13 protein-coding genes and 1 tRNA gene are annotated in these 12,374 nt (G+C 62.4%); 11 read left to right on the top strand and 3 right to left on the bottom strand.

Features of this window, described 5'->3' with window-relative positions; translation table 11 throughout:
- Nucleotides 1–39: 39 nt before the first annotated feature.
- Nucleotides 40–831, bottom strand: a complete 792-nt coding sequence (gene trpA / locus ACFSUD_RS12085) for a tryptophan synthase subunit alpha (RefSeq protein WP_386374760.1) — start codon at nt 829–831, stop codon at nt 40–42.
- Nucleotides 832–1,011: 180 nt separating this feature from the next.
- Here trpA and ACFSUD_RS12080 point away from each other — a divergent pair, with 180 nt between their 5' ends.
- Both ACFSUD_RS12080 and ychF read left to right on the top strand, forming a co-directional pair.
- The gene (locus ACFSUD_RS12080) at nt 1,012–1,203 is read left to right on the top strand and encodes a hypothetical protein (protein ID WP_386374758.1); all 192 of its coding nucleotides are present in this window, start codon (nt 1,012–1,014) and stop codon (nt 1,201–1,203) included.
- Nucleotides 1,204–1,285: 82 nt separating this feature from the next.
- On the top strand, nt 1,286–2,383 hold the full coding sequence (gene ychF, locus ACFSUD_RS12075) for a redox-regulated ATPase YchF (protein ID WP_386374756.1): 1,098 nt from the start codon (nt 1,286–1,288) through the stop codon (nt 2,381–2,383).
- Nucleotides 2,384–2,454: 71 nt separating this feature from the next.
- Here ychF and ACFSUD_RS12070 read toward each other — a convergent pair whose 3' ends face one another.
- Nucleotides 2,455–2,730 carry a hypothetical protein gene (locus tag ACFSUD_RS12070; protein WP_386374755.1) on the bottom strand — a complete coding sequence of 92 codons (276 nt, stop codon included), beginning with the start codon at nt 2,728–2,730 and terminating at the stop codon, nt 2,455–2,457.
- A gap of 258 nt (nt 2,731–2,988) precedes the next feature.
- The gene (locus ACFSUD_RS12065) at nt 2,989–3,864 is read right to left on the bottom strand and encodes a MurR/RpiR family transcriptional regulator (RefSeq protein ID WP_386374753.1); all 876 of its coding nucleotides are present in this window, start codon (nt 3,862–3,864) and stop codon (nt 2,989–2,991) included.
- Nucleotides 3,865–3,988: 124 nt separating this feature from the next.
- On the opposite strand from ACFSUD_RS12065, the gene ACFSUD_RS12060 reads away from it, so the two are divergent.
- The 9 genes from ACFSUD_RS12060 to ACFSUD_RS12020 all read left to right on the top strand — a co-directional run.
- Nucleotides 3,989–4,747 (top strand): N-formylglutamate amidohydrolase, encoded by a 759-nt coding sequence (locus ACFSUD_RS12060; protein WP_386374751.1) that lies wholly within the window; start codon nt 3,989–3,991, stop codon nt 4,745–4,747.
- Nucleotides 4,740–5,309, top strand: coding sequence for a TRAP transporter small permease subunit (locus ACFSUD_RS12055; RefSeq protein WP_386374749.1), 570 nt, complete (start codon nt 4,740–4,742; stop codon nt 5,307–5,309). Before ACFSUD_RS12060 ends, ACFSUD_RS12055 begins: the two co-directional genes overlap by 8 nt.
- Entirely contained in the window at nt 5,309–6,634 is a 1,326-nt protein-coding gene (locus ACFSUD_RS12050) for a TRAP transporter large permease (protein WP_386374747.1), read from the top strand. Before ACFSUD_RS12055 ends, ACFSUD_RS12050 begins: the two co-directional genes overlap by 1 nt.
- A gap of 52 nt (nt 6,635–6,686) precedes the next feature.
- Nucleotides 6,687–7,724, top strand: a complete 1,038-nt coding sequence (locus ACFSUD_RS12045; protein WP_386374745.1) for a TRAP transporter substrate-binding protein — start codon at nt 6,687–6,689, stop codon at nt 7,722–7,724.
- A 57-nt stretch (nt 7,725–7,781) separates the two neighbouring features.
- Nucleotides 7,782–9,146, top strand: a complete 1,365-nt coding sequence (locus tag ACFSUD_RS12040; RefSeq protein ID WP_386374743.1) for a glutamine synthetase family protein — start codon at nt 7,782–7,784, stop codon at nt 9,144–9,146.
- On the top strand, nt 9,146–10,522 hold the full coding sequence (locus tag ACFSUD_RS12035; protein ID WP_386374741.1) for an aldehyde dehydrogenase family protein: 1,377 nt from the start codon (nt 9,146–9,148) through the stop codon (nt 10,520–10,522). Before ACFSUD_RS12040 ends, ACFSUD_RS12035 begins: the two co-directional genes overlap by 1 nt.
- Before the next feature lie 4 nt (nt 10,523–10,526).
- Complete coding sequence (locus ACFSUD_RS12030; RefSeq protein WP_386374739.1) at nt 10,527–11,672, top strand: iron-containing alcohol dehydrogenase; 1,146 nt, start codon at nt 10,527–10,529, stop codon at nt 11,670–11,672.
- Nucleotides 11,673–11,928: 256 nt separating this feature from the next.
- Nucleotides 11,929–12,018 (top strand) — tRNA-Ser (locus ACFSUD_RS12025).
- Nucleotides 12,019–12,193: 175 nt separating this feature from the next.
- Nucleotides 12,194–12,374 (top strand): transposase (locus ACFSUD_RS12020; RefSeq protein WP_386374737.1); only part of this gene is annotated, 181 nt, incomplete at its 3' end.

The raw sequence follows: 12,374 nt of genomic DNA, 5'->3' as shown, positions 1-12,374 counted from the left end.
GCGGCGGAACGGGACAGCCCGGGGAAAATCGTCAGGGGCTCAAGCGGAATGGGCGCCCTCGGCCAGCGACGCGACGAAGCGCAGCACGTCCTCGGTGCTTTCGCCCCCGGCGATCTTGTTGACGATGGCCGAGCCGATGACCACGCCATCGGCGACCTCGGCAATGGCGCGGGCCTTTTGAGGGGTGGTGACGCCGAAACCGACGATCACCGGCAGGTCGGCCGCCGCCTTGATCCGTTCGACCTCGGGGCGCACATCCGCGGCTTCGGCCTGCGCCGCGCCGGTGATACCGGTGATCGAGACGTAATAGACGAAACCGGAAGTGTTCTGCATCACCCGCGGCAGGCGCTTGTCATCGGTGGTGGGGGTGGCCAGGCGGATGAAGTTGAGCCCGGCGTCCTGCGCGGGCAGACACAGCTCGATATCTTCCTCGGGGGGCAGATCGACGATGATCAGCCCGTCGATACCGGCCTCCTTGGCGGCGGGCAGAAACTTGTCGACGCCCATGGAATAGATCGGATTGTAATAGCCCATCAGCACGATCGGCGTTTCCTGATCCTGCTCGCGAAAGGCGCGGGCGAGGTCGAGCGTGCGGGTCAGCGTCATGCCGCCCTCAAGCGCGCGTTGTCCGGCGAGCTGGATGGTCGGGCCGTCGGCCATCGGATCGGTGAAGGGCAGGCCGAGCTCGATCACGTCGACCCCGGCGCCGGGCAGGCCGCGCACGATCTCCAGCGAACGGTCGAAATCGGGGTCTCCGGCCATCACATAGGCGACAAAGGCCTTCTTGCCGCGGGATTTGAGATCGGCGAATTTGGCGTCGATACGGGTCATGTCAGGCTGCCTTCTGCAATGTTGTTCAGGGAATGCCGAATATGACGGCGGAAATCAATGGAGGACCTCTGCGGTGGGTGACGGAATTTCTTGAAAATTCCGGTGCGGAAAATCGCAATTTTCCGCTCCCGGCGACGCCGGGGGCTTCCCTTCGGACGCGGACACCCTATCTGGGGTGGCATGAATTATGTCCTCGCCCTGTTCCTGCCGCCGCTGTCGATCCTGCTCATTGGCCGGGTCATTCTCAGCATTGTCGTTTTCGTGATCTGGGTGCCCGCCATCATCTTTTCCGGCGGTCTCACCCATCCGATGTTCATCCTGCTGGCCTGGATCCTGATCTACCAGGCCCATCAGGACAGGCGCGCCGATTAGCGCTGCCCGATCCGCGCGGCGCGGCTTGCGCCTCTGCGTCCGGGCCACTAGAAGCGGCCTGTTCTGAACGTGGAGATCGATCATGGGATTCAAGATGGGCATCGTCGGCCTGCCGAATGTGGGTAAATCGACGCTCTTCAACGCGCTGACCCGCACGGCGGCGGCGCAGGCAGCGAATTTTCCGTTTTGCACGATCGAACCGAATGTCGGTGAAGTGGCGGTGCCGGATGCCCGGCTCGACCGGCTCGCGGCGATTGCCGGGTCAAAGCAGATCATTCCGACGCGGATGACCTTCGTCGATATTGCCGGGCTGGTGAAGGGCGCCAGCAAGGGCGAGGGGCTGGGCAACCAGTTTCTGGCAAACATCCGCGAGGTCGATGCGATCGCCCATGTGCTGCGCTGTTTCGAGGATGGCGATGTGACCCATGTCGAGGGCCGCGTCGATCCGGTGGCCGATGCCGAGACCATCGATACCGAATTGATGCTCGCCGATATCGAGAGCATCGAGAAGCGGTTGCAGAACATCGTGCGCAAGGTGCGGGGCGGCGACAAGGAAGCGGTACAGCAGGAACGGCTGATGCGTCGGGCGCTCGACGTGCTCGAACAGGGCCAGCCCGCTCGCGTGGTCGAGGTCGATGACGAGGATCGCAAGGCCTGGCGGATGCTGCAGCTGCTCACGACCAAGCCGGTGCTCTATGTCTGCAACGTCGGTGAATCCGAGGCGGCGGAGGGCAATGAATTCTCCGCGCGGGTGGCCGAGATGGCAGCAGCGCAGGGCAATGCCCATGTGGTTATCTCCGCCCAGATCGAGGAGGAGATCTCGCAGCTTGAACGCGAGGAGGCAGAGATGTTCCTCGAGGAAATGGGACTGAAGGAAGCCGGGCTCGACCGTCTGATCCGTGCCGGATACGAGTTGTTGCATCTGGAGACCTATTTTACCGTCGGCCCGAAAGAGGCGCGGGCCTGGACTATCAAGACGGGCACCTCGGCACCGAAGGCCGCCGGGGTGATCCACGGCGATTTCGAGAAGGGCTTCATCCGCGCCGAGACCATCGCCTATGACGATTTCGTCTCGCTCGGCGGTGAGAATCCGGCCAAGGAGGCCGGTAAGATGCGATCCGAGGGCAAGTCCTATATCGTCAAGGATGGCGACGTGCTGCATTTCCTGTTCAACACCTGATTATCGGCATCACAGGTATCACGACACGAGGGCTCCCGGCGGGAGCCCTTTTCGTCTGGCCGGGGCCGGGCTCAGCGGCTGTCGTTGTTCGGGCCGACGCCGAAAGGTGAATCATAGGCATAGAAGGGCGTCGGGTTGTCGGGACTGCGGACCGCATTCCGGGGCAGGCGCCGATCGGGCGATGCGCGGCGGGTGACGGCCGGGCCCGTCGTCTCGGGGCGAGCGGTTTCGGCGTTCTGCGCCGGTCTCGACGTGTCGAGCCGCATGTCATTGTAGCGGTCCGAGTTCCCGGCGCTCGCGGTGCTGGCGAGCAGGGCGAGAACGAGGCTGGTGATGAGCAGTTTCACGGAAATTCCTCCTGCGTGAAAGGATGGCGGAGACGACAGCGACAGGGCCGTCGCTGATGTGACACTGGTCGTTCGGAGCCGCAAAGGCAAAGCACAAGCTCTCACCCTGCCGTGACGGTTTGGGAGTTCGGACCGGTGCGGGACGAGACGGGATCGCCCGCGCCGCCGTTGTCCCGGCAATGGCTGTGTGAGGCTGGTCACGGGAATGTGGCTTCGCCCTCCCGTACCTCCGACAAAGCGGTGCCGCGGGGCGCCCGCTCAGGTGAATTTGCGGAACAGCTTGGTCTGGTCGAACATGTCTTCGAGCACTTCCATCCTGTGTCGCGTGTCCTGCCAGAGGATGTCCTGCACCGCCGAGATCATCGTCTCGACCAGCAGCATCGGCGTTACCAGCGAATCCCAGGCCGAGGGCACGACGATCCGTGAGCTGAGGCAGATGTCGGCCAGGGCATGGACCGGCGAGCGCCATTGATCGGTGAAGAGGATGATCTTGGCCCCCCGGTCATGGGCCATTTCCGCCAGTTTCAGCGTGTTGTTCTCATAGCGGCGCATGTCGAAGATCACGAAGACATCGCCCGCCAGCGCGTCGAGCAGGTGATGCGGCCAGGTGTTGGAGGTCGATTGGATATGGCTGACGCCAGGGCGGATGACCTGCATGTGCAGGTAGAGATATTCCGCGATCGTATGGCTGATCCTGCCGCCGACGATATGTACGCCGCGCGACGGGTCGGCGATCAGCGCGCAGGCGGCATCGAAAGCCTCGGGTTCAATCTGCGCCAGCGAATGGCGGATGTTGTCGGTTACCGCCTCGGTGAAGCGGTTGAGCACGTGATCCGAGGGCAGGCCTTCGGCGCGGGTGTCGTATTTGGCGATCGGGTTCTGGGCCTTGGCGCTGAGTTCTTCGCGCAGGGCGGCCTGAAATTCGGGATAGCCGGAAAGGCCGAGCTTTTGGACCATGCGCAGCACCGTCGGGCCGGAAACTTCGGCGCTGCGGGCCAGTGCCGAGAGCGGGCCGAGGCCGCTGGCCGGGTAATTCTCGAGGATCGCATGGGCGAGCTGGCGTTCGGCGCGGGTCAGCTTTTTGTCGAGGTGATTCTGGATGCGTTCGGCGATGGTCAGGTCAGCTTGGGCCATGTGTGCATCTTTCTTGACGGTTTCCGTTACAGGTTTAGCGCAGATGTAAGTGTCAGTACATAAATTCATTGACATGGGTGCAGGCGCGTTCGAGTGTTGCTCCAACAGGGGGGAAGGAAGCGCAATGCCAAAAGGCAGGAGCCATGACATTGTCGAGGTTTACTGGGCCGGGGCGCCGGGCGATCTGGTGCTGGTCTGCGAACATGCCTCTGCCTATATCCCCCCCGAACTGCACCGGCTTGGCCTGTCGGATCAGGACCGCTACAGCCACGCCGCCTGGGATCCGGGCGCGCGCGGGGTCGCTTTGCGGATGGCCGAGCTGCTCGATTCCGTTTTGGTCGCGGGCGGCGTGTCGCGGTTGGTTTATGATTGCAACCGACCGCCGGAAGCGCCGGATGCCGTGCCCGCGCGCAGTGAGCTGATCGCGGTGCCGGGCAATGTCGGGCTGAGCGCAGCGGCACGCGCGTCGCGGGTCGCGACCTATTACCAGCCGTTCCGCGACGCCTTGGCACGCGAAGTGGCGGCACGGACGGCGCCGGTGATCGTGACGATCCACAGTTTCACGCCGGTCTACAATAACCAACCCCGAGAGGTCGAAATCGGGCTGCTGCATGACAGTGACGCGCGGCTCGCCGATGCGATGCTGGCCTGCGCGGCAGAACACACCCGCCATGACGTGCAACGCAACGCGCCCTATGGGCCGCAGGACGGGGTCACCCATACCTTGCGAGCACATGCGTTGGGCATGGGCCATCTCAACGTGATGATCGAGATCCGCAACGACCTGATCGCCAGCGAGGCGCAGCAGCGGTCTTTCGGCGACCTGCTGGCCGAGTGGCTGACCGATGCGCTGGCGAAAACGGAGAGCGCGCGCGATGATTAGACTGGCCTATTCCTACATCAACGGCGTCGATGCGCTGAACCGGCGGCTCGGGCGGATCGTCATGTACGGGATCTTCGTGCTGATGGGGATCCTGCTGTGGTCTTCAGTCTCCAAGACCTTCTTCCTGCCGTCGCTGTGGACCCTCGAATTGGCGCAGTTCGCCATGGTGGCCTATTATATCCTCGGTGGTCCCTATTCGATCCAGATGGGATCGAACGTGCGGATGGACCTGCTCTATGGCGAATGGTCGCCGCGCCGCAAGGCCTGGGCCGACCTGATCACAGTGCTGTTCCTGATCTTCTATCTCGGCGTGCTGCTTTATGGTGCTGTCGGCTCGACCGCCTATTCGCTGGGCTATTGGGGTACCGAGCCGTTTTCGTTCTTTGGCGGGCTGGTGACCGGCAGCGAGGAGATCGGGCGGATGGAGACGTCCTCCTCGGCCTGGCGCCCGTGGCTGTGGCCGATCAAGTCGGTGATGATCCTGGGGCTGTTCCTGATGCTTCTGCAATGTGTTTCCGAGTTGCTGAAAGACATGCTGCGGCTCAAGGGTGAGGCGATTTGATGTCGTATGAGGTGATTGCGACGTTGATGTTCGCGACCATGATGCTGATGCTGCTGACCGGGCAGCGGGTGTTCGGGGCGATCGGCTTTGTCGCCGTGGTGGCGGCGCTGCTGCTCTGGGGAGACAAGGGCGGCTATGACATCGGCTTTTCGGCGGCGATGAAGCTGATGAAATGGTATCCGCTGCTGACCTTGCCGATGTTCATCTTCATGGGCTATGTGCTGTCGGAATCCAAGATCGCCGACGATCTCTACAAGATGTTCCACGTCTGGATGGGCGGGCTGCGCGGCGGGCTGGCGATCGGGACGATTGGCCTGATGGTGCTGATTTCGGCGATGAACGGGCTGAGCGTGGCAGGCATGGCGATCGGTTCGACCATCGCTTTGCCGGAGCTGCTGAAACGCGGCTATGACAAGCGCATGGTGACGGGAGTGATCCAGGCGGGATCGAGCCTGGGCATCCTTGTGCCGCCTTCGGTGGTGCTGGTGCTTTACGCGATGATCGCGCGTCAGCCCGTCGGGCAGCTGTGGCTGGCAGGTGTGGTGCCGGGGCTGATGATGGCGGCGATGTTCATCGGCTATATCGTGATCCGCTGCTGGAAGAACCCGGTGCTCGGGCCGGTGCTGGACGCCTCCGAGCGCGACATCCCCCGCGCTGAGAAGCTCCGGCTGCTGCGTGCGGGCTTGCTGCCGCTGATCATTTTCGCAACCATGATGGTGCCCTTCGTCAATGGTTGGACCAGCCTTGTCGAAAGTTCGGCAATCGGCGCGCTAGCGGCTTTTCTTGCGGCGGTGCTGAAGCTGCGGATGACCCGCGAAGTATTCGAGAATTCGGTGCGCAATACGCTCGGCATCACTTGCATGTTCATGTGGATCATCCTCGCGGCGCTGGCCTTCGGGGCGGTGTTCGACGGGCTTGGGGCGGTCAAGGCGATCGAAGGGCTGTTCACCGAGCGGCTCAATCTTTCCCCGTGGATGATCCTGATCCTGATGCAGCTCAGCTTCATCCTGATGGGCACGTTTCTCGATGACACCGCGATGCTGGTGATCGTCGCGCCACTCTACGTGCCGCTTGTCGGGGCGCTCGGGTTCGACCTGATCTGGTACGGGATCCTCTACACGATCACCACGCAGATTGCCTATATGACACCGCCTTTCGGCTATAACCTGTTCCTGATGCGCGCCATGGCCCCGCCAGAGATCTCGCTGCGCGACATCTACGGCTCGATTACCCCCTTCGTGCTGGTCATGGTCCTCGCGCTGGTGCTGGTGATGGTCTTCCCCGGCATCGCCACCTGGCTGCCCGGTTACATCTACGGCCAATAATTCCCCCGAAAGCCGCGCCAAGACGGCAATCATTCTACAAAGGAGAGATGACATGACAACCAGACGTAAGTTTATCAAGGGCGCCGCGATCCTGCCCGCTGCCGGGCTGGCCGCGCCGGCGCTGGCGCAATCCAAGATCACCTGGCGCCTGCAGACCTATGCCGGTGCAGCGTTGGCCGAGCATGTGATCAAGCCCGCGATCGACAGTTTCAACAAGATCGCCGGTGAGGAGATGCAGATCGAGCTCTATTTCGCCGATCAGCTGGTGCCGACGGGCGAGCTGTTCCAGGCGATGCAGCGCGGCACCATCGACGCGGTGCAGTCGGATGACGATTCCATGGCCTCACCCACCGATGTGACCGTCTTCGGCGGCTACTTCCCCTTCGCCTCGCGCTATTCGCTCGACGTGCCGGTGCTGTTCAACCAATACGGTCTGAATGAGATCTGGGACGAGGAATATTCCGCGCTCGGGGTCAAGCATATCTCCGCCGGGGCCTGGGATCCGTGTCATTTCGCCACCAAGGATCCGATCCGCTCTCTGAAGGATCTCGAAGGCAAGCGGGTCTTCACCTTCCCGACCGCCGGGCGCTTCATGGCGCAATTCGGTGTGGTGCCGGTCAACCTGCCCTGGGAGGACATCGAGGTCGCGGTGCAGACCGGCGAGCTTGATGGCATCGCGTGGTCGGGCATCACCGAGGATTACACGGTGGGCTGGGCCGATGTGACCAATTACTTCCTGACCAACAACATTTCCGGTGCCTGGGCCGGGTCGTTCTTTGCCAATATGGAACGCTGGAACGAGCTGCCGCCGCATCTGCAGGAGCTGCTGCGGGTTTGCATGGACCAGTCGCATTACTACCGCCAATGGTGGTATTGGGGTGGCGAAGCCTCGCTGCGGGTCAATGGCGAAAAGATGCAGCTGACGACGATCCCGGATGAGGAATGGCAGACGGTCGAAGACGCCGCGCTCGAGTTCTGGGACGAGATCGCCGCCGAAAGCCCGGTCAAGGCGCGGGTGGTCGAAATCCTCAAGAAATACAATGCCGACATGGTCAAGGCCGGACGGCCCTACCGCTACGGCAAGGCCTAAACCCTACCGGGGGCGGTCCTGCGGGCGGCCCCCGATCTTTCAGGAATGGACGAGAACATGCCCGGCACGCTTTCTTTCGACACCCTCAAAAATCAGGTCACCGACGGGGTGATCGACACGGTTCTGGTCTGCACGGTGGACATGCAGGGCCGCCTGATGGGCAAGCGGTTTCATGCGGTGAACTTTGTGGAGACTTCGTACCGCGAGACCCATTGCTGCAATTACCTGCTCGCCACCGATCTCGAAATGGCCACGCCCGAGGGCTATGCCGCGACCTCGTGGCAGGCGGGCTACGGCGATTACGTGATGAAGCCGGATCTGGAAACGATCCGCCCGGTGCCCTGGCTTGAGGGTACGGCGATGGTGCTCTGCGACATGCTGGATCACGACACCCATGCGCCGGTACCGCATTCGCCGCGCGCGGTGCTGAAAAAGCAGATCGCCCATCTCAAGGCGCTTGGTTTTGACGCGATGATGGCGACCGAGCTGGAGTTTTTCCTGTTCGCCAAGTCTTTCGATGAGATCCGTCGGGGTGGTTTCCGTGATCTGGAGCCGATCAGCGGTTATAACGAGGATTACCACATCTTCCAGACCACTAAGGAAGAGGCGGTGATGCGGCCGGTGCGCAATCATCTGTTTGCCGCCGGAGTGCCGATCGAGAATTCCAAGGGCGAGGCCGAGGCCGGGCAGGAAGAGCTCAACATTCGCTATTCCGCCGCGCTCGACTGCGCCGATTATCACAGCATCGCCAAACACGCAATCAAGGAGATCGCCTGGCAGCAGGGCCATGCCGCGAGCTTTCTGCCGAAATGGCATCACAACCGCGCGGGCTCATCGAGCCATGTGCACCAGTCGCTGTGGCAGCATGGCGAGCCGGCGTTCGTTGACAGTGACGACAGCCTCGGCATGTCGGAACTGATGAAGCATTACATGGCCGGGCTGATCGCCTATGCGCCGGATTACACCTATTTCCTGGCGCCCTACGTCAACAGCTACAAGCGCTTTGCCAAGGGCACCTTCGCGCCGACCAAGACGGTCTGGTCGGTGGACAACCGTACCGCCGGTTTCCGGCTCTGCGGGGCAGGGACCAAGGGTGTGCGGGTCGAGTGCCGGATCGGCGGCTCGGATCTCAACCCCTACCTGGCGCAGGCGGTGATGCTGGCCGCCGGGATCAGGGGAATCGAGGAGAAGATGACCCTCGCCGCCCCGACCAAGGGCGATGTCTATGAGGATGCCAAGGCCGGTGACATACCGCAGAACCTGCGGAGCGCCGTCGTGAACCTGCGCGGCTCGACCTTCCTGCGCGAAGCATTGGGCGAAGACGTGGTTGACCATTATACCCGGGCCGGGGAATGGGAATTGGAAGAATTTGACCGGGTGGTGACCGATTGGGAAATCGCCCGTGGCTTTGAAAGGGCCTGATGATGAGCACGACAAAATGTATCTCGCCGATCGACGGATCGGTCTATGCCGAGCGTGAGTGCCTGAGCAAGGATGCAGCGCTGGGCGCGGTAAAGCGCGCCCGCGCGGCGCAGAAGGCCTGGGCGGCACGGCCCCTGCAGGAACGCATCGATCTGGTGATGGGCGCGCTTGGCGAGATCGAGCGCAGCAAGGACCGGATGACCGAGGAACTGGCGCATCAGATGGGGCGCCCGATCCGCTATGGCGGTGAATTCGGCGGCTTGCAGGAACGCGCGAGCCATATGGCGAAGATCGCCGAAGAGGCGCTGGCGCCGAAGGTGATCGAGGACAGCGCCGGTTTCAGCCGCAAGATCCTGCGCGAACCGCATGGTCTGGTCTTCGTCGTGGCGCCGTGGAATTACCCCTACATGACCGCCAACAACACCATCGCGCCCGCGCTGATCGCGGGCAATGTGGTGATCCTGAAACATGCGGCGCAGACCATTCTGGTCGGCGAACATCTCGCCGAGGCCTATCATGCGGCAGGAGTGCCCGAGGACGTGTTTCAGAACATCGTGCTCGACCATGACACGACCTCGGCACTGATCGCCGAGAACGCCTTCGATTTCATCAATTTCACCGGTTCGGTCGGTGGCGGGCAGGCGATGGAGCGCGCTGCGGCGGGCACCTTTACCGGCGTGGCGACCGAGCTCGGCGGCAAGGACCCGGCCTATGTGCGGGCGGATGCAAACCTCGACGCGGCGGTTGATACGTTGATGGACGGGGCGATGTTCAACGCCGGGCAATGCTGCTGCGGGATCGAGCGGATCTATGTCCATGAGAGCCTTTACGATGATTTCGCCGCCAGAGCGGTCGATTGGGTCAAGGCCCTGAACCTCGGCAACCCTCTGGAGGAAGCCACGACGCTTGGCCCGATGGCCAATGTGCGTTTCGCCCGCGAAGTGCGCGCGCAGATTGACGAGGCCGTGGCGGCGGGGGCCAAGGCGCATATCGCACCGATGGCGGCGGATGACGGCGGCGCCTATCTGACGCCGCAGGTGCTGACGGATGTGACACATGACATGCGGGTGATGCGCGACGAAAGCTTTGGCCCGGTGGTCGGCATCATGCCGGTCAGGGACGATGCGGAAGCCATCGCGCTGATGAATGACAGCAAGTTCGGTCTGACCGCCGCGATCTTTACCGCCGACCTTGACGCCGCCAACGAGATCGGTGCGCAGCTCGAAACCGGCACCGTGTTCATGAACCGCGCCGATTATCTCGATCCGGCGCTGTGCTGGACAGGCTGCAAACAGACCGGCCGCGGTGCCGGCCTCTCCGAATTGGGCTATCACGCCCTGACCCGTCCGAAATCCTACCACCTCAAGAAAGCCTGAGCCCATGTCTCTTTACGCAAACTGGTCCTATCCCACCGCCATCCGCTTGGGTGCGGGCCGCATCTCGGAAATCGGCGAGGCCTGTGCCGCCGCGGGTATGAAGAAGCCGCTGCTGGTCACCGACAAGGGCCTCGCCGCCCTGCCGATCACCGCTGCGACGCTTGATCTGATGGAGGCGGCGGGGCTTGGCCGCGCCATGTTCTCAAAGGTTGATCCGAACCCGACCGAGCAGAATGTCGAGGCCGGGGTAAAGGCCTATCGCGATGGCGGGCATGACGGTGTCATCGCCTTTGGCGGCGGTTCCGGGCTCGACCTTGGCAAGGTGGTGGCCTTCATGGCCGGGCAGAGCCGCCCCCTGTGGGATTTCGAGGATATCGGCGATTGGTGGACCCGTGCCGATGCCGATGCCATCGCCCCGATTGTCGCGGTGCCGACCACGGCGGGCACTGGCTCCGAAGTGGGCCGCGCCAGTGTGATCACCAATTCGCAGACCCATGAAAAGAAGATCATCTTCCACCCCAAGATCCTGCCCGCCGTGGTGATCTGTGACCCCGAGCTGACCGTCGGCATGCCCAGGAGCATCACCGCGGGTACCGGCATGGATGCCTTTGCTCATTGTCTCGAAGCCTATTGCTCGCCGCATTATCACCCGATGAGCCAGGGCATCGCGCTGGAAGGCTTGCGGCTGGTCAAGGAATATCTGCCGCGCGCCTATGCCGATGGCAATGATATCGAGGCACGCGGCCAGATGATGTCTGCCGCCGCGATGGGCGCCACGGCGTTCCAGAAGGGACTCGGCGCGATCCATGCGTTGAGCCACCCGATCGGCGCGGTGCATCACACGCATCACGGCACGACCAATGCCGTGGTGATGCAGCAGGTGCTGAAATTCAACCGTCCGGCGATCGAGGGCAGGCTGGCACGGGCGGCGGCCTATCTCGGCATCGAGGGGGGGTTCGACGGGTTCTATGATTTCGTCGGGGAGCTGAACCGGCAGCTTGGGATCCCGGCATCGCTCGGTGAGCTTGGCATCAGGGATCCCGACATCGACGCCCTTGTCGCCTCGGCGCTCAACGACCCGAGCACCGGCGGCAATCCGATCGAGATGAATGCGGAGAACACCACGGCACTGCTGCGCGCCTGTCTCTGAACCGGCCCGCGCGCCTGAGCAAGCCGCCAAACCATCAGGCCCGGCGGCTTGTTTGACTTTGCAGCGAGAGATCCGGCGAGAGTTACTGCAGAACCCGCAAGTGACGCGCAGGGCCGACACGGCTTCCTGCAATGCCCCACCGATCGGCCACTTCTATGCCGAGCAGGACGCCTAAAGACGCCGCCACGCAAGATATTTCCCCGGACCGAAGATTTCGCCTTGTACTCCCGACCCACGCTTGGCTATACGCGTCAGTGGAGACGTGGCCGAGTGGTCGAAGGCGCTCCCCTGCTAAGGGAGTAGGCCCGGAAGGGTCTCGAGGGTTCGAATCCCTTCGTCTCCGCCAATATATGGCTTATGTAGTTGATTTTATATACTTAATTCGTAAAACATAACGCATTGCCACCATCCTTGTCGCCATCAGAATCTCATTGGTTGTCTGACGTCAGCGCCTGTGGGACAGATTTGATGATTTGAACAACGGAGGGTTTCTGGTTCATCGTAGCCGTTAAGGAGCGAAGATGAACAAGAAGCCCGGAACATCGAAAGACGCAGCTGACAAGCTGGTCAAAAACCTCCGCCGCAAGACCCGCCAGACCTACTCGGCGGAGGAGAAGATCCGCATTGTTTTGGCCGGATTGCGCGGGGAGGAAAGCATCTCGGCGTTATGTCGCCGCGAGGGTATCTCTGACAGCCTGTATT

It is taken from the genome of Sulfitobacter aestuarii (assembly GCF_042685005.1).
Lineage (GTDB): Bacteria > Pseudomonadota > Alphaproteobacteria > Rhodobacterales > Rhodobacteraceae > Sulfitobacter > Sulfitobacter aestuarii.
The sequence above is the reverse complement of the archived record's forward strand: the minus strand, read 5'-3'. Positions and strand labels throughout refer to the sequence as shown.